Source organism: Kosakonia sp. SOY2 (assembly GCF_027109175.1).
GTDB lineage: Bacteria > Pseudomonadota > Gammaproteobacteria > Enterobacterales > Enterobacteriaceae > Kosakonia.
In genome coordinates this window covers 479,152-504,722 of record NZ_JAPVXH010000001.1, presented here as the reverse complement: position 1 = coordinate 504,722, position 25,571 = coordinate 479,152, and the positions used below count along the sequence as shown (strand labels likewise).

At 56.5% G+C, this 25,571-nt stretch carries 16 protein-coding genes; 10 read left to right on the top strand and 6 right to left on the bottom strand.

All coding sequences use genetic code 11. The features are described 5' to 3' along the window. Positions 1-1,146 carry a polysaccharide export protein gene (locus O3S68_RS02270; RefSeq protein ID WP_044489412.1) on the bottom strand — a complete coding sequence of 382 codons (1,146 nt, stop codon included), beginning with the start codon at positions 1,144-1,146 and terminating at the stop codon, positions 1-3. A 693-nt stretch (positions 1,147-1,839) separates the two neighbouring features. Between O3S68_RS02270 and O3S68_RS02265 the strand changes: the two genes are divergently transcribed. Then, positions 1,840-3,423 (top strand): TerC family protein, encoded by a 1,584-nt coding sequence (locus tag O3S68_RS02265; RefSeq protein WP_045510706.1) that lies wholly within the window; start codon positions 1,840-1,842, stop codon positions 3,421-3,423. A gap of 40 nt (positions 3,424-3,463) precedes the next feature. Here O3S68_RS02265 and O3S68_RS02260 read toward each other — a convergent pair whose 3' ends face one another. Next, positions 3,464-4,219: a DeoR/GlpR family DNA-binding transcription regulator gene (locus tag O3S68_RS02260; RefSeq protein ID WP_269230706.1), complete on the bottom strand. Its 756-nt coding sequence runs from the start codon at positions 4,217-4,219 to the stop codon at positions 3,464-3,466. A gap of 83 nt (positions 4,220-4,302) precedes the next feature. On the opposite strand from O3S68_RS02260, the gene O3S68_RS02255 reads away from it, so the two are divergent. Continuing rightward, the gene (locus O3S68_RS02255; protein WP_269230705.1) at positions 4,303-4,887 is read left to right on the top strand and encodes an NUDIX domain-containing protein; all 585 of its coding nucleotides are present in this window, start codon (positions 4,303-4,305) and stop codon (positions 4,885-4,887) included. 46 nt (positions 4,888-4,933) lie between these two features. Here O3S68_RS02255 and asmA read toward each other — a convergent pair whose 3' ends face one another. The 3 genes from asmA to udk form a co-directional block, all read right to left on the bottom strand. Continuing rightward, a complete protein-coding gene (asmA, locus tag O3S68_RS02250; protein ID WP_044489414.1) occupies positions 4,934-6,784 on the bottom strand; it encodes an outer membrane assembly protein AsmA in 1,851 nt (616 codons plus the stop codon). Between the two features lie 25 nt (positions 6,785-6,809). Next, a complete protein-coding gene (gene dcd / locus O3S68_RS02245) occupies positions 6,810-7,391 on the bottom strand; it encodes a dCTP deaminase (RefSeq protein WP_017458501.1) in 582 nt (193 codons plus the stop codon). Positions 7,392-7,477: 86 nt separating this feature from the next. Next, positions 7,478-8,119, bottom strand: a complete 642-nt coding sequence (gene udk / locus O3S68_RS02240; RefSeq protein ID WP_017458502.1) for a uridine kinase — start codon at positions 8,117-8,119, stop codon at positions 7,478-7,480. Positions 8,120-8,472: 353 nt separating this feature from the next. Here udk and O3S68_RS02235 point away from each other — a divergent pair, with 353 nt between their 5' ends. Next, on the top strand, positions 8,473-11,802 hold the full coding sequence (locus O3S68_RS02235) for a diguanylate cyclase (protein WP_097405661.1): 3,330 nt from the start codon (positions 8,473-8,475) through the stop codon (positions 11,800-11,802). Positions 11,803-11,959: 157 nt separating this feature from the next. Here the strand turns inward: O3S68_RS02235 and alkA are convergent, their stop codons facing one another. Continuing rightward, complete coding sequence (alkA, locus tag O3S68_RS02230) at positions 11,960-12,808, bottom strand: DNA-3-methyladenine glycosylase 2 (RefSeq protein ID WP_269230704.1); 849 nt, start codon at positions 12,806-12,808, stop codon at positions 11,960-11,962. Between the two features lie 133 nt (positions 12,809-12,941). Between alkA and yegD the strand changes: the two genes are divergently transcribed. The 7 genes from yegD (at position 12,942) to baeR (ending at position 25,561) form a co-directional block, all read left to right on the top strand. Then, on the top strand, positions 12,942-14,294 hold the full coding sequence (yegD, locus tag O3S68_RS02225) for a molecular chaperone (RefSeq protein ID WP_160269523.1): 1,353 nt from the start codon (positions 12,942-12,944) through the stop codon (positions 14,292-14,294). 180 nt (positions 14,295-14,474) lie between these two features. Further along, the gene (locus O3S68_RS02220; protein WP_160269521.1) at positions 14,475-15,710 is read left to right on the top strand and encodes an MdtA/MuxA family multidrug efflux RND transporter periplasmic adaptor subunit; all 1,236 of its coding nucleotides are present in this window, start codon (positions 14,475-14,477) and stop codon (positions 15,708-15,710) included. Next, positions 15,710-18,832: an MdtB/MuxB family multidrug efflux RND transporter permease subunit gene (locus O3S68_RS02215; RefSeq protein ID WP_269230703.1), complete on the top strand. Its 3,123-nt coding sequence runs from the start codon at positions 15,710-15,712 to the stop codon at positions 18,830-18,832. Before O3S68_RS02220 ends, O3S68_RS02215 begins: the two co-directional genes overlap by 1 nt. Further along, entirely contained in the window at positions 18,833-21,910 is a 3,078-nt protein-coding gene (mdtC, locus tag O3S68_RS02210) for a multidrug efflux RND transporter permease subunit MdtC (RefSeq protein ID WP_269230702.1), read from the top strand. After that, complete coding sequence (locus O3S68_RS02205; protein WP_020454327.1) at positions 21,907-23,322, top strand: MFS transporter; 1,416 nt, start codon at positions 21,907-21,909, stop codon at positions 23,320-23,322. The genes mdtC and O3S68_RS02205 overlap by 4 nt, the downstream gene beginning before the upstream one ends. Beyond that, positions 23,319-24,842, top strand: a complete 1,524-nt coding sequence (baeS, locus tag O3S68_RS02200; protein ID WP_020454328.1) for a two-component system sensor histidine kinase BaeS — start codon at positions 23,319-23,321, stop codon at positions 24,840-24,842. The genes O3S68_RS02205 and baeS overlap by 4 nt, the downstream gene beginning before the upstream one ends. Then, a complete protein-coding gene (gene baeR, locus O3S68_RS02195; protein WP_017458511.1) occupies positions 24,839-25,561 on the top strand; it encodes a two-component system response regulator BaeR in 723 nt (240 codons plus the stop codon). The genes baeS and baeR overlap by 4 nt, the downstream gene beginning before the upstream one ends. Positions 25,562-25,571: the final 10 nt, after the last annotated feature.

Below are 25,571 nucleotides of genomic sequence, written 5' to 3'. Positions count from 1 at the left end.
TCATTGCAGATTTTGGATGTCGTTGGCCGTGTTGGTCATGTAGCGAACGCCACTGATTGTCGGCAGCAACTGGTTGATAAGACGGTTCCAACGCGCAACCGGTGCAGTCGTGACATACACCACGTCATACGGCTGGAGACGGAAGTTCGTTGCCATAACCAGCGATGTGGCATCCGACATATCGAGCTGGTAGATGTTGGCGATCTTGTTGCCACGGCCACTTTCGTTGCCTTTAAGCGGACGAATAACAAAAATGCCGCTGGCGTTGGAGGTGGTCAGATCGATACCTTCGGCCTGGCCGAGCGCTTCGGTCAGCGTCATGCCGCTGAAGTCCATTTTGAGCGTGCTCTGTTTTTTCACTTCGCCCATCACGAACACTTTCAGATCGTCATTACGCGGAACAAACAGAATGTCGCCGGGGTAGAGCAAACGGTTCTGGCTGAGATCGCCGTTTTGCATCAGCGCCTGCAGTGAAATGCGCTGCTCCTGGCCCTGGTGTGTCAGCACGACGTTGCGCCAGTCTGCGCTGTCGGTCAGACCACCTGCGGCATTGATCGCGTCAAGAACGGTAAGCGGTACGTTGGTGATCGCCTGCTGACCAGATTTTGCCACCTGGCCGGAGATATAGGCTTTTTGCGAGCGGAACGCGGCGATATTAACGTCCACCTGCGGGTCAGCAATATAGGTCGCTAAACGGCTGGTAATATCACTACGGATCTCATTCAGCGTCTTACCGGCAACGTGGATCTTGCCGACATACGGATAGAACATGGTGCCATCGGGTTGTACCCAGTTACCGGCATCGCTCGAACTACGATACTGACCGGCTGGCGTGGTGAGTTCCGGGTGATCCCACACGGTTACGTTCAGCACATCCCCTGGGCCAACGCGGTACTGGTAGGCGGAAATCTCCTGATCCAGTGACATATTCGGTTGAGCAACATTGTTGCGCGGGCGCAATTGTTCAATCAGACGTGGGGTTAATGGATAGACATTCACCATACGGTCTATATCAAAATCAGCATCCTGCTGTTTAATCACATCCTTTCCCATCGTAGACATATTGCTCCCGGGGAAGACGGTGCAGCCACTCATCAAGCTAATGGACACCAATAATGGCATCAATTTCGTTTTAGATTTCATCATTGATTAATTATCACTTTGGCAGAGTAATTATCCTGTGCGATTTAAATAAGCGCTCAAGCTGTACACAGATTCAGAATGCAGTTAATTCTTGAGAAATATAACTAGCATCAGTCCTAAAAAGCGTTTATTCAACCACATGCGATTACAGAATAATCCAGGCTGATTGACATACCCGCAGGCACGCTACCGCCCCTGGCTTTCAGTTACCAATTCACTGATTGACGCTAAGTCATTGATAGTCATCCATTACATCCTCTTTCTGGTGGCGCTATTTGCCAACCAGATAAAATACGGCAGGTACCGGCTTTCGCACTGATTAACAATGCTGAAAATAAAGACGCTGGTATATTTGAACGATGCTGGAGGAATTGTTGCAGCTAAGCGAATAGCAGGCAAGGCGACATTCAGAGATAAACATCTTTTTAAGAATAATATTAAGACCAAAATTTTAGCTTTTTAGGATTTACCGCATATTGACAAAAAACTGACATGGTATTACCCATGCGACTTTTCTTATTTTCCATATTTAAATAGTGATAGTTAATCCCAGAAACAATAAGGAAATAACATTTAAAGAGTTTTAAATAACCACCTAAAATAAGATAAATCGCAGGCTGACGTTGCAATTTATCTCCGCTTTATCCATGATCGCATTGTGACAATTGTCATATCACATAAGGTGTTACGTTAACGATGGAATGGATTGCCGATCCGTCAATCTGGGCTGGTCTGGTCACATTGGTAGTGATTGAACTGGTTCTCGGTATTGATAACCTGGTTTTTATTGCAATTCTCGCCGAGAAATTGCCGCCAGCACAGCGTGACCGCGCGCGCGTCACCGGTCTGATACTCGCCATGCTGATGCGTCTGCTGCTGCTAGCCTCAATTTCCTGGCTGGTCACGCTGACCCAACCTTTATTTACCGTACGCGGCCTCAGTTTCAGCGCCCGCGATTTAATCATGTTAGTGGGCGGGCTATTCCTGTTGTTTAAAGCAACGGTTGAACTCAACGAGCGCCTCGAAGGGAAAGACAGCGACAACCCCACGCAGCGGCGCGGCGCGAAATTCTGGGCCGTGGTGACGCAGATTGTTGTGCTGGACGCGGTTTTTTCACTGGATTCCGTGATCACCGCCGTGGGGATGGTCGATCACCTGGCCGTGATGATGGCGGCGGTGGTTATCGCCATTTCGCTGATGCTGCTGGCGAGTAAAACCCTCACCCGCTTCGTCAATAACCATCCTACGATTGTTATTCTGTGTCTCAGCTTCCTGCTGATGATTGGTTTCAGCCTGGTGGCCGACGGCTTTGGTTTCCATATTCCGAAAGGTTACCTGTACGCCGCCATTGGCTTCTCGGTCATGATTGAAGCGCTGAACCAGTTGGCAATCTTCAACCGCCGCCGTTTTCTGTTCGCCAACCGAACACTGCGCCAGCGCACCACCGAAACGGTCATGCGCTTGCTGAGCGGGCGTAAAGAAGATGCAGAGCTGGATGCCGATGCCGCCTCGATGCTGCGCGACGGCGACGATGGCCAGATTTTCAACCCGCAGGAGCGGCGGATGATTGAGCGCGTGCTGAATCTTAATCAGCGCACGGTGAGCAGCATCATGACGTCGCGTCACGATATTGAACATATCGATCTGAGCGCGCCGGAAGCTGAAGTCCGCGCCCTGCTGGATAAAAACCAGCATACGCGCGTGGTGGTTACCGGTGGCGAAGAGGATGATACCCTGCTGGGCGTGGTGCATATCCTCGATCTGCTCCAGCAATCGTTACACGGCGAACCGCTCGATCTGCGTGTGCTGGTGCGACAACCGCTGGTGTTCCCGGAAGGATTGCCGTTGTTGCAGGCGCTGGAACAGTTCCGTAATGCCCGTACTCATTTTGCGTTTGTGGTGGATGAGTTTGGCTCCGTTGAAGGGGTGGTCACTCTAAGCGATGTGATGGAAACCATCGCCGGCAATTTGCCCAACGAAGTCGAAGAGATTGACGCTCGCCACGATATTCAGAAAAACAGTGACGGTAGCTGGACGGCGAACGGCCATATGCCCCTGGAAGATCTGGTGCAGTATGTACCGCTGCCGCTCGACGATAAACGCGAGTATCACACCATTGCCGGGCTGCTAATGGAGTATCTGCAACGCATTCCGCAGCCAGGAGAAGAGGTTCAGGTAGGTGATTATCTGTTAAAAACGCTGGATGTCGAAAGCCACCGGGTGCAAAAAGTGCAGCTTATTCCGCTTGGCAGCGACAATAATCTCGATTACGAAGTGTAAAACATGCCGGGGTTCGCCCCGGCCATTCCCGCCTGCTTTCCTATGCTTTGACAATCGCAATACCACGCCGGGCAAACGGCTCCAGCGTGCGCTCATCGGTTTGCGCATCGACCACCAGCGTATTGATAAGTCCGATATCGCCGATCACCCACGGTGAAGCGGTGTTTAATTTTTCCGGTGAGGCCAGCACTACCGTCTCCGCCGCCCTTTGCGCCATGGCATGCTTGATACGTGACTCTTCGAAATCACCGGTGCTTAAACCCGCTTCAACATGCACGCCGGTCACCCCCATAAAAAAGAGATCGGCGCGCACGCGAGCAATCCCCTCCAGCGCCGCCGCGCCGACATTAACGATAGAGTGTTTATAAAGCTGGCCGCCAATCATCACCACGTTAATCAACGGATGTTGTGCCAGCCCGACAGCGATACTCGGGCTGTGGGTGACAACCGTAATGCGCAAATCTTCCGGGAAAAAACGGATTAACTCACTGGTAGTGGTGCCGCCATCGATCATCACCACCTGCCCGGGGGATACCAGCTCTGCCCCTTTCTGCGCGATCCGCCGCTTGGCATCCGATTGCAATGTTTGTCGCTCGGAAAAGGTGACCGCCGCCGCCGATGCCGGTAACGCTCCGCCGTGCACCCGCTGCAAACGCCCTTCCGCCGCCAGTTCGCGTAAATCGCGGCGCACGGTATCTTCTGATATGCCGAACTGCTCACTGAGATTTTTTGACAGCACCTGTCCCTCTTCAGCGAGGCGGGCAAGGATCAGTTGTTTGCGTTGAGAGGTCAGCATGAGGTGCTCCTGATTGCACGAAATATCTTGTTAATGCACGAAAGTGCACGTTAAGATGCAATCTTACGTCCTGAGGAGCGAATATGCCATCTGAAAATGCACAAGTACGCATTATTGCGACCAAACCCTTATCCGAAGACTGGGGCAAACTGACGAAGTACACCTTTGACTTTCGTCGCAGAGACGGCGAATGGCAGCGCCAGAGCCGCGAAGTTTACGATCGCGGCAACGGCGCGGTGATCCTGCTGTATAACGTGAGCAAACGCAGCGTGATCCTCACCCGGCAGTTTCGCTTGCCGTTATTCGTTAACCAGCACAGCGGCTTTTTACTGGAAGCGGCAGCCGGCTTACTGGATGAGCTTGCCGCAGAAGAGCGCATAAAACAGGAAGCAGAAGAGGAGACCGGTTACCGCCTTGAGCAGGTGCAAAAGGTGTTTGAAGCGTGGATGAGCCCCGGTTCAGTCAGCGAAAAATTGCACTTTTTTATCGCCGAATATGATGACAGCCGACGCATCAGCAATGGCGGCGGTTTAGCAGATGAAGGCGAGGATATCGAAGTGGTAGAGATGGATTTTAGCGCCGCGCTGGCGGCTATCCGCAGCGGAGAGATTGCCGACGGCAAAACCATTGTGTTGTTACAGCACCTGGCGCTGGAAGGCATTTTGTAAATTGCGTTGCCGGGTGGCGCAGTGTCCACCCGGCACGCTGGCTCGCTTACATCTTCTCGAGCAGTTTTTTCACATCTTTGCCGCTCTGGCGCTCTTTATTGCGATCCGCCCAGTCATTTAACCGGCGTTTCGCTTCATCCTGCAGATGTTTACGCAGCAGTTGATCCACTTGTAGGCTGTAGTTGAGCGTCTGCCATTTACCGTATACGCGCAGTGGAACTGGGGTATTTTTCAGGAAATCGATAAGCTCGCTCTCCCCTTTCCAGCCTTCCATCACGCGCACTTCAAAGCGCGTATCCGCCTGCTCTTTCACCAGATCCATCTCGCCTTCGCCGGTCAAAGAAAGCAGCGCTGAACTACCCTGCATGTCACTGAATTTCATCTGACCTTTATCCAGCGATACATCGCTGGTGAAGCTATCAAGGCGCGTGGCGTTATCGTAGTTTTCCTGCGACTGCACATCGCTGCTGCGCGCCACGGCCTGCTGCACCAGTTGCTGGAAGTTGAGCCCTTCCATACGGCTGTTTTTCAAATCAACATGCGCCTCGCCCTGCCAGTGGCGGCGGAAATTCTCGGCGTCGATACGCGGCCCGGAAAAATCGCCCGCCATGCTCAGGCTGCCGGTCAGGGCAATCGGGTAATTAAAGGCTTTCAGGATGGTGCCGATTTCCACGTTATCCAGTTTTGGCTGGAAGGTCGCAAGCGATCCCTCACCGCGCACATCCAGCTCGCCAGGTAACGAGATCTGCCCGTTGCCCATTTTGCCTTGCAGGGTAGGAATCGACAGCAAACCGGCATTATTGTTGAATTGTCCGACCACATCCGCAAACTGCATACCGCGCCAGCGCACGCTTTTCGCGCTAATGCCAATCTGTGCGGTAAAACTGCGTAACCCTTCGTACTGCGGTATATCCAGGCTGGTGGAGATAACCGGGCGCGGCAGGCGGTTTTGCGCCTGCCCTTGCTGCTGCGGCGAGCCGCTGTTATCGGCGGTCTGCTCCGGCGGTAACAAATTATCAAGATTGAGGGAGTCAAACTGCAAATCGAGCGCCCACACCGGCAGGTTGCCAAACGTCACGCTGCCGTTACCGGTGAGCGAGGTGTCGTTCGCGCGCAGGCTCAGATCGTTGAGCGTCAGGCGCTGCTGCGCACGTTGCCACTGCGCCTGTAAGCGTCCTTCCCCTTCGATGCCCTGCGTCGGGACATCGCCGCCCTGCAATTGCCATTTCACGTTATCGATGGCGGCGGTGAGGTTATGCGGATAGTCGCGGGCATCCACTTGCGCGCTGAAAGAGAGGGTTAAATCACGTTGATTGCGGTTAATCCGCCCGGCGAAATCAAGCTTTGCCTGGTGCAACGAATCCTGCTCCATTTGCAGGCGAATATCGCGCACCGTCAGTTGTTCATCATCATCGTGCTGGAACACCAGCACGCTATCAGCCACTTGCAGACTGGCGATGTCCCATGACCAGCCGCGATCCTCTTCCACCTGCGGCAGATTGTTTTCACGCGGTGCCACGGGGGCGCCTTGTTGCGGCGCAGCGGCGCTTTGCGGCGTTAACTGGATAACCGCGCCTTTCAGCATCACCTGTTTGACATGCAGCTGGTGCGACAGCAACGGCCACAGGTTAACGTCAAGGCGCATATTGTCGGCGGCGACCACCGGCGTCTGCGCACCGGGAGCGGTTAAGGTCATCCGCCCTGAGAGAATGCTAAGCTGCGGCCAGACATGCCAGCGCAGCGGGCCATCAAGCTGCAATTGGTAACCGCTACGGGCTTCAACCTGACGCACCATATAAGCGCGAAAATCGTTGGGATTGACCAGTAGTACCAGCGCCGAAAGGCCGGCTACCAGCACGACCAACAGGATCATCAGCGTGGTTAACACTCTTCTCATGGCGTCCTCAGTAGGTCTGCTTCACTCAGTCTTTATCAATACGGCTGGCGACCGCGCCTTGCTGATCGCGATATTTCGCATCTTCACGGCGGTTATAAGGGCGTTCTGCCGGGCCGGAGAGCGGCTCGAAACTCAACGCACCAATCAGCATACCCGGGCGCAGCGCCAGCGGCAGTTTGCCTGAATTATAGAACTCCAGCACGATACAGCCTGACCAGCCGGGATCGATACGGTGCGCGGTAACATGCACCATCAAACCCAGACGCGCCAGCGAAGAGCGACCGTCCAGCCAGCCGACCAAATCCGCGGGCAGCGTGACGGATTCATACGTCACCGCCAGCGCCAGTTCGCCAGGGTGCAGGTAAAAAGCGTCGCCTTCTGCCAGCACAATTTCATCGCTCATCACCCGATCAAGCGCCGCGCTGACTTCGTGTTTCGGGCCACTGAGATCGATAAACGCCGCCGTGTGCCCACTGAATGTGCGGAATTTGTTGCCCAGGCGGACATCAACCGTCGCACCGTTAATACGCTCAACCGGCGGGCGCGGATTAATCGCGAGCCGACCGTCGTTCAACCAGGCTTCAATATCTCGGTCACAAAGACGCATGGCACATTCTCCTTTTGATGCGACATACCCCTGAGCGCGCCTCAGGGGCCGGGCAAATTAATACGAACGGTGACAGCCTAACATTATTACTCAAAGAATTGGCTGATTTTGGCTTTCAGAATATCAATGGCGATGCGGTTTTTACCGCCGCGCGGCACGATAATATCGGCGTACTGTTTGGAGGGTTCAATAAACTGCAGGAACATTGGGCGCACGGTTTTCTGGTATTGCGCCATTACCGAATCCATTGAACGACCACGCTCGTTAACGTCACGTTTGATACGGCGCATCAGGCAGATATCCAGCGGCGTATCGACGAAAATCGAGAAGTTCATCGCATCGCGCAGGCGTGAATCGGTCAGCAGCAGGATCCCTTCCAGGATGATGACTTTTTTGGCTTCAATGCGAATGGTTTCTTGCGTACGGGTATGTTCAACGTAGCTATAAACCGGTAATTCAATGGCTTCGCCGCGTTTAAGCGATTCTAAATGCTGGAATAACAGGCTGTGATCCATCGCGCTCGGATGGTCATAGTTGGTTTTTACACGTTCTTCCATCGACAGATGGCTTTGATCTTTGTAGTAACTGTCTTCCGGAATAACGCCAATATGTTCATCACCTACCTGTTCGCGCAGTTCGCGGTAAAGTGTGCTGGCAATAAGGCTTTTACCTGAAGCGGATGCGCCGGCGATACCGATAATGACGCACTGATGAGACTGATCAGTCATAAATTTAGCGACCTGATAACCTGGATGTAAAGGAAGGGCGACGCCAGAGCGTCCAACGCTGCAATTATAGGGATTTCACCGTCACGATACCAGTCGAATAGACACGGGATTCAGGTGTGATAAAAAGTCGCCAATTTTTACCCGCGAAACGCATTATTCGCAAAGCAAACTGCTCAAAAATGGAGCGCGATACGCGTTTTATTCATCCACTAAGTAATTAATAACACTATGATGTCAAATTATGAGCGCCCGCCATAGGAATTGTAAATTGTTTGTACTAGCATAATCCAAATTTCAAATTTCATTCGTCGGACTCTGTTCCGGACGGCACAGGGCTTGCGGATTAAGCGGTAATGAAGAAACAACACCAGCGCGTTTTGGTTACCACACCCTATCCTGGACTGCGGCTCCTCAGTTTAGGGTTACTCTCTTTTATTTTTACCCTGTTCTCGCTGGAACTGATCCGCTTTGGTACCATCATTGCCCCGCTCTGGTTTCCCACCGCGATCATGACTGTGGCGTTTTACCGCCACGCGGGCAAGATGTGGCCCGGCATCGCGTTCGCCTGCGCACTGGGGAATGTTGCCGCCACCGTGCTGCTTTTTTCCGCCTCTTTTGTCGACCTGCGCTATACCGCCGTGAATGTTGTCGAAGCGGCCATCGGGGCGGTAATGCTGCGTAAATTGCTGCCCTGGTATAACCCGCTGCAAAATCTGGGCGACTGGATCCGCCTAGCTATCGGCAGCGCGGTGGTTCCGCCGCTGGTTGGCGGGGCGCTGATCTGTTTGTTGGTACCGCCAGAAAACGTTTTGCGGACCTTTATTGTCTGGGTGTTGTCAGAATCCATCGGCGCGCTGGCGCTGGTGCCGCTTGGGTTGTTATTCAAACCGCACTACTTGCTGCGCCATCGTAAACCGCAGTTGCTGCTGGAAACGCTGGCGACGCTTGCCGTTACGCTGACGCTTAGCTGGCTGGCGCTGCACTATTTACCGTGGCCTTTCACCGCCGTCATTGTGCTGTTGATGTGGAGCGCGGTTCGTCTGCCGCGCATGGAAGCGTTTCTGGTCTTTTTGATCACCGTCATGATGGTGTCGTTGATCATCGCGCGGGAGCCGAACCTGATTATCGCGCCGAAAAGCAGCGTGATGACCAACGCGCCCTGGCTACCGTTTTTGATGATCCTGCTGCCGGTTAACGTGATGACCATGGTGATGTACGCCTTTCGCGCCGAGCGTAAGCACATTACCGAAAGCGAAGAGCGTTTTCGTAACGCCATGGAATATTCCGCCATTGGTATGGCGTTAGTCGGCACCGATGGGCAGTGGCTGCAGGCCAACAAAGCGCTGTGCCAGTTTCTGGGTTACAGCCAGGATGAACTGCGTTTAATGAACTTTCAGCAGCTCACCTGGCCGGAAGATTTACACAAAGACCTCGAACTGCTTGACCAACTGGTGCGCGGCGACATTCCCACCTACTCGCTGGAAAAGCGCTATTACACGCGTAATGGCGATCTGGTCTGGGGGCTGCTGGCCGTTTCCGTCGTGCGCCATGCCGACGGCACCCCGCTCTATTTCATTGCCCAGATAGAAGATATTAACGATCTGAAGCAGACCGAGTGGGTGAACAAGCGCCTGATGGAGCGCATTACCCTTGCAAATGAAGCAGGTGGTATCGGTATCTGGGAATGGGAGCTGGAGCCCGACATCATTAGCTGGGATAAACGTATGTTTGAGATGTACGAAGTCCCCGCGCATATGAAACCGACCTGGCATCTGTGGTACGAACGCATTTTGCCGGAAGATCGCCCGGAAACCGAGCGCGTTATCCGCGATGCGCTGGCCGCCCGCGTCGCCTTCAAACTGGAATTCAGAGTGCCGGTCAAAGAGGGGATTCGCCATATCCGCACCCTTGCCAACCGCGTGCTCAATAAGAACGGCGAAGTTGAGCGGCTGCTCGGCGTCAATATGGACATGACCGAGGTAAAACAGCTGAACGATGCGCTGTTCCAGGAAAAAGAGCGACTGCACATTACGCTGGATTCCATCGGCGAAGCGGTGCTGTGTACCGATGTTGATATGAAAGTCACCTTTATGAATCCGGTGGCGGAAAAAATGAGTGGCTGGCCACAGGAACACGCCATTGGTCAGCCCTTGTTGACGGTGCTGCGCATCACCTTCGGCGATAACGGTCCGGTGATGGAAAACATTCATAGCGGCGATATGTCGCGTACCGCGATTGAGCAGGATGTGGTGCTGCACTGTCGCACCGGCGGCAGCTTTGATATCCACTACAGCGTCACGCCGTTAAGCACGCTGGACGGGCAAAATATCGGCTCGGTGCTGGTTATTCAGGATGTCACCGAGTCGCGCAAAATGTTGCGCCAGCTCAGTTACAGCGCCTCTCACGATGCTCTCACCCATCTGGCGAACCGCGTCAGTTTTGAAAATCATCTCAAGCGTCTGCTGGTGACGGTGCAGGAGTTCCACCAGCGACACGCGCTGGTGTTTATCGATCTCGACCGCTTTAAGGCCGTGAATGACACCGCCGGGCATGCCGCCGGTGATGCCTTGTTGCGTGAAATTTCTTCGCTGATGCTCAGCATGCTGCGCTCAACCGATATTCTCGCCCGCCTAGGCGGTGATGAGTTTGGCCTGCTGCTGCCGGACTGTAATGTCGAGAGCGCACGCTATATCTCCGGGCGGATGATTGAAGCCATCAATGATTACCAGTTTATGTGGGAAGGCCGTTTGCACCGCATCGGTGCCAGCGCAGGGATTACGATTATTGATGAGACCAATTACCAGGCCTCAGACGTTATGTCGCAGGCGGATATCGCCTGTTACGCCTCCAAAAACAATGGCCGCGGCATCGTTACCGTCTACGAAGCGCAGCAAGGGCTGATGCAGCATGAGCGCAGCTTGATGTCGCTGGATGAGCAGTGGCATATGATCAAAGACAACCATTTGCTGATGATTGCACGCGGCGTGGCCTCTCCGCGTGTGCCGGAGGCCTGCAATTTCTGGCTGTTGTCGCTGCGCCTGTGGACCAGCGAAGGGGAGGTGATGGAGGAGCACGCGTTCCGCTCAGGGTTGTCGGAACCGGAACTTATCCGCGCACTCGACAGGCGGGTGTTTCATGAATTTTTCCGCAACCATGCGACAGCCGTCGCGGGTAAAGGCCTTGGTGTCGCCCTGCCCCTGTCCGTCGTTGGGCTGGCAAGTCAATCTCTGGTGACGGAACTACTGCAAATGCTGGAAAGCGGGCCACTGCCGGGGCGTTTGCTGCATCTGATTATTCATGCTGATGCGCTGATGCGTGAAGGCAACACCATTAATGAGAATCTCAAACGCCTGCGCCATGCGGGTTGCCGCATTATTTTCAGCCATATCGGACACGATCTGGAAGTGTTTAACCACCTCACGCCGCATATGGCCGACTACCTGTTGCTGGAGCCTGAGTTAGTCACCAATGTCCACGGCAACCTGATGGACGAGATGATGGTGACCATTATTCAGGGTCACGCGCAGCGACTGGGCGTGAAAAGTATCGCCGGGCCGACTCATCAGCCGCTGATGATGGATACCCTGTCAGGGATCGGTATTGATTTGATCTACGGGGATATTATTTCGCAGGCGCAGCCGCTGGATTTGATGCTGAATACCAGTTATTTCGCCATTAACTGACAAGAGGTAATAAGGCTATTTTACTTGCCATTTTGAAACCGGGCAGTGCTCAAAATCCTCACGTACTACGTGTACGCTCCGGTTTTTCCGCGCTGGCCGGTTCCAAACTTGCTGCGACAATAACGCCTTATTTTCCTCTTGTGCGCAATTAACAGCCTTATTCCCCTTCTGGCTGCCAGCCATCGGTATACCAGATGTGCAACAACGCATATGAGCGCCACGGCTGCCAGCGCGCCGCGTAGCGGCGGATTTGCGCGGGTGTCATCCCGGCAAAACGCTGCTTAATCAGGTAATCATCCGGCAGGAACACATCTTTCGCCTGCCAGCCACGCAGCGCGAAGTAGTTCGCAGTCCAGCGACCGATACCCGGCCAGGTTTGCAGCGCTTTCACCCCTTGTTCCACATCCGCGGGTGGAGTGAGCGGGAATGTACCGTCGCAGACCGTCTGCGCGAGAAAAATGAGCGACTCCGCGCGTTTTAACGGCATGCCCAGCGCTTTGAGTTCTTCCGGTTGCGCTTGTGCCAGTTGCTGCGGCGCGGGAAAGCAGATCATTCCCGGCGCTTCTGCCAGCGGTTCACCGAAGCGCTGCGCCACTTTTGCGGTCAGCTTCGCCGCCATCGCCACGCTCACCAGTTGCCCCAGAATCGCCCGCACCGCCTGTTCAAACGGATCCACGCTACCCGGCAAACGTAAACCGGGACGCGCCGCGCCCAGTGAGCCCAGCGCGGTGTTGACGATTTCTGCATCACAATCCAGATCAAACAAACCACGCAGGCGCGCGAGGCAATATTCAGCCACTGGCACAAGCCCATCGCTGAGCGTGACCTTCAGCGTCGCGGTGGCTTCGTCAGGCTCGGCGGTGATTAACCCGTGATGCCCGTGATAATGGAACGTACGCACATAACGCGTTGCGCTAATCTCCTCAACGCCTGCCACGGCGCGCGCGCGTAAAAAATCGAACATCCACGCCCAGTCATACGGCTTGCGCCAGTGCAGTGTGTACATAGCAACTCCTGAATAGTGACGCTAACAGCATAACAAACCGGGGATTTTCCGCCTTGCTTTCATATTCCGGTTGTCGCCCGCCACGCATTCGGCTAAAGTCGCCCCCCTTCTTCACTGGCATGGGGATAAACACGTGTTTGTTGGTTTTGACTACGGTACGGCAAACTGCTCGGTCGCGGTAATGCGCGACGGCGCAGCGCAACTGCTGAAAATGGAAAATAACAGTACCTTACTCCCGTCGATGCTCTGCGCACCGACGCGTGAAGCGGTTAGCGAGTGGCTCTATCGCCACCATCAGGTTCCGGCGACAGACGGCGAAACCCAGGCGCTGCTGCGCCGGGCGATGAGCTTTAACCGCGAGGAAGATATTGAGGTTAGCGCCGCCAGTGTGCAGTTCGGGCTGGCTTCATTGCGTCAATACGTCAGCGACCCGGAAGAGGTGTACTTTGTTAAATCACCGAAATCCTTCCTGGGTGCCAGCGGCCTGAAACCGCAGCAAATCGCCCTGTTCGAAGATCTGGTCTGCGCCATGATGCTGCATATCCGTCAGCAGGCAGAAACGCAACTGCCGGAAAGCATTGATCAGGCCGTGATTGGTCGCCCGATCAACTTCCAGGGGCTGGGCGGCGATGAGGCGAACGCGCAGGCGCAAGGCATCCTGGAACGTGCCGCAAAACGCGCCGGATTCCGTGATGTGGTGTTCCAGTTCGAACCGGTCGCCGCCGGGCTCGATTTTGAAGCAACGTTAAGCGCCGAAAAACGCGTGCTGGTGGTCGATATCGGCGGCGGTACGACAGACTGCTCATTATTGCTGATGGGGCCGCAGTGGCGCGACAAGCAAGAGCGCGCCGCCAGCCTGTTAGGGCATAGCGGCTGCCGCGTTGGCGGTAACGATTTAGACATCGCGCTGGCGTTCAAAAGCCTGATGCCACTGCTCGGCATGGGCGGTCAGACAGAAAAAGGCATCGCGCTGCCGATACTGCCCTGGTGGAATGCGGTAGCGATTAACGATGTTCCCGCGCAGACCGAGTTTTACAGCGCCGCCAATGGCCGCTTGCTTAACGATCTCCTGCGCGACGCGCGCGACGCGGAGAAAGTGGCGCTGCTGGTAAAAGTCTGGCGGCAGCGTCTGAGCTACCGGTTAGTACGCAGCGCCGAAGAGAGCAAAATCGCCCTTTCCGACGACACCCAGGTTACCGCTCCCTTGCCATTTATTAGCGATGACCTCGCGGCGGCGATTGACCAGGATGGTCTGGAAAGCGCGCTAAATCAGCCACTGCAGCGCATCCTTGAACAGGTGCAACTGGCGCTGGAAAACAGTGCGGAAACGCCGGAAGTGATTTATCTCACCGGCGGTAGCGCGCGTTCACCGCTGATTAAAAAAGCGCTGGCGCAAACCCTGCCGGGGATCCCGATTGCGGGCGGCGATGACTTCGGCTCCGTCACCGCTGGTCTTGCGCGCTGGGCGCAGACACTGTTCCGTTAATATCTTGCCGGGAGGATCCCTCCCGGCATTATTTTCTTCTTTAAAATCCCCCTAACGCAAATTACCCTACCTGCCATACGTTTCCAGACAGTGTTTCATTTTTCCTCCATTTTTCCGGGGCATGCCGTTACTAAACTAGTATTATTTCGCCATTAGTTTTCCGATGAGATACCTATAACGATGAAAGGCAGTGTTACGTTTCGCCGCACGCTTGTCGCGGCCGTGGTCATGGCGGTAGCGGGCGTAGCCTGGTACCAGTTCGCACATAAAGAGACTTCTTCTACCGCCACCGGGCAGACTCAGCGCCAGGGCGCGCCGGGCGGAGGTCGCCACGGTATGCGCGGCGGCGCGCTGCCGCCGGTGCAGGCCGCAACGGCAACCCGCGAAGCCGTACCGCGTTATCTCTCCGGGCTCGGCACCATTACCGCCGCTAATACCGTTACCGTGCGCAGCCGCGTTTCGGGCCAGCTTATGGCGATCCATTTCCAGGAAGGCCAGCAAGTAAAAGCCGGCGATCTGCTGGCGGAAATCGACCCAAGCCAGTTCAAAGTGGCGCTGGCGCAAGCGCAGGGCCAGTTGGCGAAAGATAAAGCCACACTCGCCAACGCCCGCCGCGATCTTTCGCGCTACCAGCAACTGGCGAAAACCAGCCTGGTTTCGCGCCAGGATCTCGATAGCCAGCAGGCGCTGGTCACCGAATCGGAAGGCACCGTGAAAGCGGATGAAGCCGCTGTAGCCAGCGCGCAGTTAGAGCTGGACTGGAGCCGCATCACCGCCCCCATTTCCGGGCGAGTGGGTTTAAAACAGGTGGATATCGGTAACCAAATCAGCAGCAGCGACACCACCGGCATCGTGGTGTTGACGCAAACCCACCCCATCGATCTGGTGTTTACCCTGCCGGAAAGCGAAATCGCCACCGTGGTGCAGGCGCAAAAAGCAGGCCAGCAACTGGTGGTGGAAGCCTGGGATCGCACCAATAAGCAGAAGCTGAGCAGCGGCACATTGTTAAGCCTCGATAACCAGATTGACGCCACCACCGGCACCATCAAACTGAAAGCCCGCTTTGATAACCAGGACGATGCCCTGTTCCCCAACCAGTTCGTCAACGCGCGCATGCTGGTTGCCACGCAGCAGGACGCGGTAGTGATCCCGGCAGCCGCCCTGCAAATGGGCAACGAAGGCAACTTCGTCTGGGTTCTGAACGACAAGAACCAGGTCAGCAAACACACCGTCACGCCAGGTATTCAGGACAGCCAGAAAGTGGTGATTGCCGCCGGTCTGTCGGCGGGCGATCGCGTGGTGACGGACGGCATTGACCGCCTGACCGAAGGGGCGAAAGTGGAAGTCGTGGATGCGAAAAACGCCGACGCCGTACCGGCAAAGCGTGAACATCCGGCCAAAGGAGCGCAGTCCTGATGCAGTTGCTACCGCCGGGCCGGACGGGCGGCCCTTCCCGTCTGTTTATTTTGCGTCCGGTCGCCACCACGCTGTTGATGGTGGCGATCCTGCTGGCCGGTATTATCGGCTACCGTTTTCTGCCCGTTTCCGCGCTGCCTGAAGTTGATTACCCGACCATTCAGGTGGTGACGCTCTACCCCGGCGCCAGCCCCGATGTGGTCACTTCGGCGATCACCGCGCCGCTGGAGCGCCAGTTTGGTCAGATGTCCGGCTTAAAACAGATGTCGTCGCAAAGTTCCGGCGGCGCGTCGGTGGTGACCTTGCAGTTCCAGCTCAGTTTGCCGCTGGATGTCGCCGAGCAGGAAGTGCAGGCGGCGATGAATGCCGCTAACAGCCTGCTCCCCTCCGATCTGCCCAACCCGCCGGTCTACAACAAAGTTAACCCGGCAGACCCACCGATTATGACGCTCGCCGTCACCTCTTCCGCCATGCCCATGACCCAGGTGGAAGATATGGTGGAAACGCGCGTCGCGCAGAAAATCTCGCAGGTTTCCGGCGTCGGTCTGGTGACACTTTCTGGCGGCCAGCGCCCGGCGGTGCGTGTCAAACTCAATGCCCAGGCGATTGCGGCTCTCGGGCTGACCAGCGAAACCATTCGCACCGCCATCAGTAATGCCAACGTCAATTCGGCGAAAGGCAGCCTCGACGGCCCAACCCGCGCCGTCACGCTCTCCGCCAACGATCAGATGCAGTCTGCCGAAGAGTATCGCCAGTTGATTGTCGCATATCAGAATGGCGCACCGATCCGGCTTGGCGATATCGCGACCGTTGAACAAGGCGCAGAAAATAGCTGGCTTGGCGCATGGGCTAATAAGCAACAAGCGATTGTCATGAACGTCCAGCGCCAGCCGGGGGCGAACATTATCGACACCGCCGACAGCATCAGTACGCTGCTGCCGCAGTTAACCGAAAGCCTGCCAAAATCGGTGACGGTGAAAGTGCTGTCAGACAGAACCAACAACATTCGCGCGTCGGTCGACGACACCCAGTTCGAGCTGATGCTGGCGATCGCGCTGGTGGTGATGATTATCTACGTCTTCCTGCGTAATATTCCGGCGACCATTATTCCGGGCGTGGCGGTGCCGCTGTCGCTGGTCGGGACATTCGCGGCGATGGTATTTCTCGGTTTCTCCATCAACAACCTGACGCTAATGGCGTTGACCATCGCCACCGGCTTTGTGGTCGACGACGCGATTGTGGTTATCGAAAATATCTCGCGCTATATCGAAAAAGGCGAAAAACCGCTGGCCGCCGCCCTGAAAGGGGCCGGTGAGATCGGCTTTACCATTATCTCGCTGACGTTCTCGTTGATTGCGGTTCTGATCCCGCTGCTATTTATGGGGGATATCGTCGGCCGCCTGTTCCGCGAATTTGCCGTCACGCTGGCGATAGCGATCCTGATTTCCGCAATTGTGTCGCTGACGCTGACGCCGATGATGTGCGCACGCATGCTAAGCGCCGAATCCCTGCGCAAACAGAACCGTTTTTCCCGCGCGTCAGAGCGTTTTTTCGAGCGCGTCATCGCGGCCTACGGCAGGCTACTGAGCAAAGTGCTCAATCACCCATGGCTGACGTTGAGCGTGGCCGTCGGTACCCTGTTTTTGTCGATCATGCTGTGGGTGTTCATTCCGAAAGGTTTCTTCCCGGTGCAGGACAACGGCATTATCCAGGGAATCCTGCAAGCGCCGCAATCCGCGTCCTTTGTCAGCATGGCAGAGCGCCAGCGCCAGGTGGCCGATATTGTCCTGCGCGATCCGGCGGTAGAAAGCCTGACGTCATTTGTCGGCGTGGATGGCACCAACCCGTCGCTTAACAGCGCCCGATTGCAAATCAACCTGAAACCGCTGGATGAGCGCGACGATCGCGTCCAGCCAGTGATTGAGCGCCTGCAACAGGCGGCGGCGAAAGTGCCCGGCGTGGCACTCTACCTGCAACCGACGCAGGATTTAACCATCGATACCACCGTCAGCCGCACGCAATATCAGTTCACCTTGCAGGCCAACTCGCTGGATGCACTCAGTACCTGGGTGCCGCAACTGGTGAGTAAACTGCAGGCGCTGCCACAACTGGCAGATGTCAGCAGCGACTGGCAGGACAAAGGCCTGGTGGCCTACGTGAATGTCGATCGCGACAGTGCCAGCCGCCTTGGCATCAACATGGCGGACGTGGATAACGCCCTTTATAACGCGTTTGGTCAGCGGTTGATCTCCACCATTTACACCCAGGCAAACCAGTATCGCGTGGTGCTGGAACACGACACGGCGCAAACGCCGGGGCTTTCCGCGCTCGACAACATTCGCCTGACCAGTACCGATGGCGGTATCGTGCCGCTCTCGTCGATTGCGAAAGTGGAGCAACGCTACGCACCGCTGAGCATCAACCATCTGGATCAATTCCCGTCGACGACGATCTCCTTCAACGTGGCGGAAGGGTATTCGCTCGGCGATGCGGTGCAGGCCGTTCTGGATAGCGAGAAGACGCTCAACTTCCCGACGGACATCACCACGCAATTCCAGGGCAGCACACTGGCGTTCCAGGCGGCGCTTGGCAGCACCATCTGGCTGATTGTCGCGGCTGTCGCGGCGATGTATATCGTGCTCGGCGTGCTGTACGAGAGCTTTATTCACCCCATCACTATCCTGTCGACTTTGCCAACGGCTGGCGTTGGCGCGCTGCTGGCGCTGATGGTGTCCGGCAGTGAACTGGATGTGATTGCTATCATCGGCATTATTTTGCTTATTGGTATCGTCAAGAAAAACGCCATCATGATGATCGACTTCGCCCTCGCCGCCGAACGCGAAGAGGGCATGTCGCCGCGCGATGCGATTTTCCAGGCCTGTTTACTGCGTTTTCGCCCGATATTAATGACCACCCTGGCTGCACTGCTTGGTGCGCTACCGTTAATGCTGAGCACCGGCGTCGGCGCAGAGTTACGTCGTCCGCTGGGCATTGGTATGGTCGGTGGTTTGCTGGTGAGCCAGGTACTGACGCTCTTTACGACGCCGGTGATTTACCTGTTATTCGATCGCCTGTCGCTGGCGGTGAAAAAGCGTTTCCCGCGCCGTGAAGAGGAGGCGTAAGTGAAGTTTTTCGCCCTCTTCATTTACCGCCCGGTGGCGACGATTTTGATTTCGCTCGCCATTACACTGTGCGGCATTCTCGGCTTCCGGCTGCTGCCGGTCGCCCCGCTGCCGCAGGTCGATTTTCCGGTGATTATGGTCAGCGCCTCACTGCCGGGCGCGTCACCGGAAACCATGGCCTCCTCTGTTGCCACCCCGCTTGAGCGCTCGCTCGGGCGCATTGCCGGGGTCAGTGAAATGACCTCATCCAGTTCGCTGGGCAGCACGCGCATTATTCTTGAGTTTAATTTCGACCGCGATATCAATGGCGCGGCGCGCGATGTGCAGGCGGCGATTAACGCGGCGCAAAACCTGTTACCAAGCGGCATGCCATCGCGCCCGACCTATCGCAAAGCGAATCCGTCGGCTGCGCCGATCATGATTTTGACGCTTACGTCAGACACCTATTCGCAGGGGCAGTTGTATGACTTCGCCTCGACGCAACTGGCGCAAACCATCTCGCAGATTGATGGCGTGGGCGACGTTGACGTTGGCGGCAGTTCCCTGCCCGCCGTGCGTGTGGATTTAAACCCGCAGGCGCTGTTTAACCAGGGCGTATCGCTGGATTCAGTGCGTACGGCAATCAGCAATGCCAACGTGCGCAAACCGCAGGGCGCAGTGGAAGACGGCACGCGGCGCTGGCAGGTGCAAACCAACGACGAGCTGAAAACCGCCGCCGAATACCAACCGTTAATCATTCACTACAAAAACGGCTCCGCCGTGCGCTTAAGCGATGTCGCGAAGGTCACTGACTCGGTGCAAGATGTGCGCAACGCCGGGATGACCAATGCGAAGCCCGCCATTTTGCTGATGATCCGCAAACTGCCGGAAGCCAATATTATTCAGACAGTGGACAGTATTCGCGCCCGTCTGCCCGGCCTGCAGCAAACCATTCCTGCGGCGATTGATTTGCAAATCGCCCAGGATCGCTCGCCGACCATTCGCGCTTCGCTGGCAGAGGTCGAACAGACGCTGGTTATCTCGGTGGCACTGGTGATCCTGGTGGTGTTCCTGTTTTTACGTTCAGGCCGCGCAACGCTGATCCCGGCGGTTGCCGTCCCCGTGTCGCTTATCGGCACGTTTGCCGCCATGTATTTATGCGGCTTTAGCCTGAATAATCTGTCGCTCATGGCGCTGACCATTGCCACCGGTTTTGTGGTCGATGATGCGATTGTGGTGCTGGAAAATATCTCACGCCATCTGGAAGCGGGGATGAAACCGTTGCAGGCAGCGCTGCAAGGCACGCGAGAAGTCGGCTTTACCGTGCTGTCGATGAGTATTTCGCTGGTGGCCGTATTCCTGCCGCTGCTGCTGATGGCGGGGCTTCCGGGACGTTTGCTGCGCGAATTCGCCGTCACGCTGTCGGTGGCGATTGGTATTTCGCTGGCCATTTCCCTGACACTAACGCCGATGATGTGCGGCTGGTTGTTAAAAGCGCATAAACCGCGCGAGCGCAGCCGGGGAAAAGGCTTCGGCCGCCTGCTGGTGGCGCTACAACAGCAATACGCACGCTCGTTGAAATGGGTGCTCAACCATGCGCGGTTAGTCGGGTTGGTGTTAATTGGCACCATCGCGCTCAATATCTGGCTCTATATTTCGATTCCGAAAACCTTCTTCCCGGAGCAGGATACCGGCGTGCTGATGGGCGGTATCCAGGCCGATCAGAGTATTTCATTCCAGGCGATGCGCGGTAAATTGCAGGACTTTATGAAGATCATCCGTGACGATCCGGCGGTAGATAATGTCACCGGTTTTACCGGCGGTTCACGTGTTAACAGCGGCATGATGTTTATCACCCTGAAACCCCGCGGTGTGCGCCACGAAACTGCGCAACAGGTGATTGATCGTCTGCGCGGCAAGCTGGCCAAAGAGCCGGGCGCGAGCCTGTTTTTGATGGCCGTGCAGGATATTCGCGTCGGCGGTCGCCAGGCCAATGCCAGTTACCAGTTCGCTTTGCTGTCGGACTCGCTCAGCGCCCTGCGCGAATGGGAGCCCAAAATTCGCAAAGCCCTTGCCGCACTGCCGGAGCTTGCCGACGTTAACTCGGATCAGCAGGATAACGGCGCGGAGATGAATCTGGTGTACGATCGTGAAACCATGTCGCGGCTCGGTATCAGCGTCCAGGCGGCCAACAGCCTGCTGAATAATGCCTTCGGTCAACGGCAGATTTCCACCATTTACCAACCGCTAAATCAGTACAAAGTGGTGATGGAAGTCGACCCGCGCTACACCCAGGATGTCAGCGCGCTGGATAAGATGTACGTCGTCAACAGTGACGGCAAAACGATCCCGCTCTCCTACTTCGCGCACTGGCAGCCCGCCAACGCGCCGCTGTCGGTGAATCACCAGGGGCTGTCGGCGGCCTCGACCATTGCCTTTAACCTGCCAACGGGAACCTCGTTATCGCAAGCCAGCGACGCCATTAACCGCGCGATGACGCAGCTTGGCGTGCCTTCCAGCGTGCGCGGCAGTTTTGCCGGCACCGCGCAGGTGTTCCAGGAAACAATGAACTCGCAGGTCATCCTGATCCTGGCGGCAATTGCGACGGTCTATATCGTGCTGGGGATTTTGTACGAAAGCTATGTTCACCCGCTGACCATTCTCTCTACCCTGCCCTCGGCGGGCGTGGGCGCGCTGCTGGCGCTTGAGCTTTTCGGCGCGCCATTCAGTTTGATCGCGCTAATTGGCATTATGCTGTTGATTGGGATTGTAAAGAAAAACGCGATTATGATGGTCGACTTCGCGCTCGAAGCGCAGCGCCAGGGTAATCTCACGGCTGAAGAGGCGATTTTCCAGGCCTGCCTGCTGCGTTTTCGCCCGATCATGATGACCACGCTGGCGGCGCTGTTTGGCGCGCTGCCATTAGTGATCTCCGGTGGCGACGGCTCAGAGCTACGCCAGCCGCTCGGTATTACGATTGTGGGCGGGCTGGTAATGAGCCAGTTACTCACCCTGTACACCACGCCGGTGGTCTATCTCTTCTTCGACCGCCTGCGTATGCGCTTTAGCCGACACGAAAGAGAGCCAGTTAGTGAATGAATGAGCTACCGAAAAATATCCGCTGGCAGCTATGGATCGTCGCCTTTGGCTTTTTTATGCAGTCGCTGGATACCACCATTGTTAACACGGCGCTCCCCTCGATGGCGAAAAGCCTCGGGGAGAGCCCGCTGCACATGCATATGGTGGTGGTCGCCTATGTGCTGACGGTGGCGGTGATGCTGCCCGCCAGCGGCTGGCTGGCAGACCGGGTTGGCGTGCGGAACATCTTTTTTGCCGCCATTGTGCTGTTTACCACCGGCTCACTGTTTTGCGCGCAGGCGTCGACACTCGATCAGTTAGTCATGGCGCGCGTGCTGCAAGGTGTCGGCGGCGCGATGATGGTGCCGGTCGGCAGGCTAACGGTGATGAAAATTGTCCCACGCGATCAGTACATGGCGGCGATGACTTTTGTCACCCTGCCGGGGCAGGTAGGCCCGCTGCTCGGCCCGGCGCTTGGCGGTATCCTGGTGGAATATGCCTCCTGGCACTGGATTTTCCTGATTAACCTGCCGGTGGGCATTCTCGGTGCGATCGCCACCCTCAGCCTGATGCCCAACTACACCCTGCAAACCCGCCGCTTTGATATGGCGGGTTTTGTGCTGCTCGCAGGCGGCATGGCAACGCTGACGCTGGCGCTCGATGGCAATCGCGGGCTGGGGCTAACGTCGTGGCAACTCGGCGCGCTGGTGGCGGTGGGCGCGGCGGCGATGCTCTTTTATCTGCTGCATGCCAGAGGCAACGACGGTGCGTTGTTTAATCTGCGGTTGTTCCGCACGCCCTCTTTTTCGCTGGGTCTGGCCGGGAGTTTCGCCGGGCGCATCGGCAGCGGTATGTTGCCGTTTATGACGCCGGTGTTTTTGCAGATTGGCCTGGGTTTTTCGCCCTTTCACGCCGGGCTGATGATGATCCCGATGGTGCTGGGCAGCATGGGAATGAAACGCATCGTGGTGCAGGTGGTGAACCGCTTTGGCTACCGCCGCGCACTGGTCTGCTCCACGCTTGGCCTGGCCGCCATCAGCCTGCTGTTTATGGCAACAGCGCTGCTCGGCTGGTATTACCTGCTGCCGGTGGTGCTGTTCTGCCAGGGGATGATCAACTCGATGCGCTTCTCCTCCATGAACACCTTAACGCTCAAAGATCTGCCCGATGAGCTGGCCAGCGGCGGCAACAGCCTGCTGTCGATGATCATGCAGTTATCGATGAGTATCGGGGTGACTGTCGCCGGGCTGCTGCTCGGCCTGTTTGGTCAGCAGCATCTGTCCGCAGACAGCGGCGTGGCGCACCATGTTTTCCTTTACACCTATCTCAGCATGGCGGTGATTATTTCACTTCCGGCGTTGCTCTTCGCCCGCGTCCCGAATGACGCCAGCCAGAACGTCGTGATTGCCCGTCGCAACAGGAGAGCGTCATGAAGTTCTGGCGGCCGGGTATTACGGCCAAACTGTTTCTGGCGATTTTAGCCACCTGTATTGTTCTGCTGATCACCATGCACTGGGCGGTGCGTCTCAGCTTTGAGCACGGTTTTATTGACTACATTAAGCGCGGCAACGAACAGCGCCTGCAAATGCTGAGCGACTCGCTGGCTGAGCAGTATGCGCAAAACGGTAGCTGGCAGTTTCTGCGCAACAATGACCGGGTGATTTTCCAGCTCTTGCGTTCATTCGAACGCGATAACGACCGTGAAGAAGACCGGCCAGGCGAACCGCCGCGCGAGATGGACAACAATGCACCGCCAGGCATGGAACCCGGCGGGGAGCGTGACATGCGTTCCGGCCCGAATGACGAAATGGAGCGCTCCCCTGGCCCGCCGCCGCCGGATATGCCGCCGCACGGCTGGCGCACCAAATTCTGGGTCGCCGATCAGGATAATAATGTGCTGGTCGGCCCGCGCTCACCGGTACCAAAGGATGGCACACGCCGGGCAATTGTCGTGAATAACGCGACCGTCGGCTGGGTTATCGCTTCGCCGATTGAGCGCCTGACGCGCAACACCGATATCAACTTTGAACGCCAGCAGCGCCGCACCAGTTGGCTGATTGTCGGCCTTGCCACGCTGCTCGCCGCGCTGGCGACTTTCCCGCTGGCGCGCGGTTTACTGGCGCCGGTAAAACGGCTGGTCGATGGCACCCACCGGCTCGCCTCGGGCGATTTCTCCACCCGGGTCAATCCCGGTAGCCAGGATGAGCTTGGCTGGCTGGCGCGCGACTTTAACCAGCTCGCCAGCACGCTGGAGCGCAATCAGCAAATGCGCCGCGATTTTATGGCGGATATTTCGCACGAACTGCGCACGCCGCTGGCGGTGCTGCGCGGCGAACTGGAGGCGATCCAGGATGGTGTGCGGCAGTTCACGCCGGAATCGGTAGCCTCGCTGCAGGCAGAAGTCGCCACGCTCACCAAGCTGGTCAATGACCTGCATCAGTTGTCGATGTCCGATGAAGGGGCGCTGGCCTACCAGAAAGCGCCGGTGGATGTGGTGTCGCTGGTCGAAGTCGCCGCAGGCGCTTTCCGCGAGCGTTACGCCAGCCGCAATCTGACACTTTCTCTTGAAGTGCCCGCCAGCGCCACGGTGTTTGGCGATCCCGATCGCCTGATGCAGTTATTTAACAACCTGCTGGAAAACAGCCTGCGCTACACCGATGCGGGCGGGCAAACGCTTATCCAGGTCATGACCCGCGACAATACGCTGGTGATGCGTTTTGCCGACAGCGCACCGGGCGTCAGCGATGAGCAACTCAAACGGCTGTTCGAGCGTTTTTATCGCACGGAAGGCTCGCGTAACCGTGCCAGCGGCGGCTCCGGCCTGGGGCTGGCTATTTGTTTGAATATTGTGGAAGCGCACGGTGGCGCTATCCACGCGGCGCACTCGCCATTCGGCGGGGTTAGCATTACAGTTGAACTACCGCTTGAACGCGAAAAAACGAGAGATGTATGACTGAGTTACCGATCGATGAAAACACGCCACGCATCCTGGTTGTTGAAGATGAGCCTAAGCTTGGGCAGTTGCTGCTCGACTATCTGCGCGCGGCAAGCTACGCGCCAACGCTGATTAACCACGGCGATCAGGTGCTCTCTTACGTGCGCCAGACGCCGCCGGATCTGATCCTGCTGGATTTGATGCTGCCCGGTACCGACGGGTTAACGTTATGTCGGGAAATCCGTCGTTTTTCTAACGTACCCATTATTATGGTGACGGCGAAAATAGAAGAGATCGACCGCCTGCTGGGGCTGGAGATTGGCGCGGATGATTACATCTGCAAACCTTACAGCCCGCGTGAAGTGGTGGCGCGCGTGAAAACCATCCTGCGCCGTTGCAAACCGCAGCGCGAGCTGGAGCGGCTGGATGCTGAAAGCCCGCTGATTGTCGATGAAGGGCGTTTTCAGGCGAGCTGGCACAACAAGCTGCTGGATCTCACGCCCGCTGAGTTTCGCCTGCTGAAAACCCTCTCCAGCGAGCCGGGCAAAGTGTTCTCCCGCGAGCAGTTGCTTAACCATCTGTATGATGACTACCGCGTGGTAACGGACCGTACCATCGACAGCCATATCAAAAACCTGCGTCGCAAACTCGAAGCGCTGGATGAAGAACAATCCTTTATCCGCGCCGTTTACGGTGTCGGTTACCGCTGGGAAGCCGACGCCTGCAAACTGGCGTAAGCCGGATGTC

Bases quoted from the DNA above. Each gene is read 5' to 3' on its own strand.
- O3S68_RS02270 (WP_044489412.1), bottom strand. From the start codon at position 1,146: ATGATGAAATCTAAAACGAAATTGATGCCATTATTGGTGTCCATTAGC.
- O3S68_RS02265 (WP_045510706.1), top strand. From the start codon at position 1,840: ATGGAATGGATTGCCGATCCGTCAATCTGGGCTGGTCTGGTCACATTG.
- O3S68_RS02260 (WP_269230706.1), bottom strand. From the start codon at position 4,219: ATGCTGACCTCTCAACGCAAACAACTGATCCTTGCCCGCCTCGCTGAA.
- O3S68_RS02255 (WP_269230705.1), top strand. From the start codon at position 4,303: ATGCCATCTGAAAATGCACAAGTACGCATTATTGCGACCAAACCCTTA.
- asmA (WP_044489414.1), bottom strand. From the start codon at position 6,784: ATGAGAAGAGTGTTAACCACGCTGATGATCCTGTTGGTCGTGCTGGTA.
- dcd (WP_017458501.1), bottom strand. From the start codon at position 7,391: ATGCGTCTTTGTGACCGAGATATTGAAGCCTGGTTGAACGACGGTCGG.
- udk (WP_017458502.1), bottom strand. From the start codon at position 8,119: ATGACTGATCAGTCTCATCAGTGCGTCATTATCGGTATCGCCGGCGCA.
- O3S68_RS02235 (WP_097405661.1), top strand. From the start codon at position 8,473: ATGAAGAAACAACACCAGCGCGTTTTGGTTACCACACCCTATCCTGGA.
- alkA (WP_269230704.1), bottom strand. From the start codon at position 12,808: ATGTACACACTGCACTGGCGCAAGCCGTATGACTGGGCGTGGATGTTC.
- O3S68_RS02220 (WP_160269521.1), top strand. From the start codon at position 14,475: ATGAAAGGCAGTGTTACGTTTCGCCGCACGCTTGTCGCGGCCGTGGTC.
- O3S68_RS02215 (WP_269230703.1), top strand. From the start codon at position 15,710: ATGCAGTTGCTACCGCCGGGCCGGACGGGCGGCCCTTCCCGTCTGTTT.
- O3S68_RS02205 (WP_020454327.1), top strand. From the start codon at position 21,907: ATGAATGAGCTACCGAAAAATATCCGCTGGCAGCTATGGATCGTCGCC.
- baeS (WP_020454328.1), top strand. From the start codon at position 23,319: ATGAAGTTCTGGCGGCCGGGTATTACGGCCAAACTGTTTCTGGCGATT.
- baeR (WP_017458511.1), top strand. From the start codon at position 24,839: ATGACTGAGTTACCGATCGATGAAAACACGCCACGCATCCTGGTTGTT.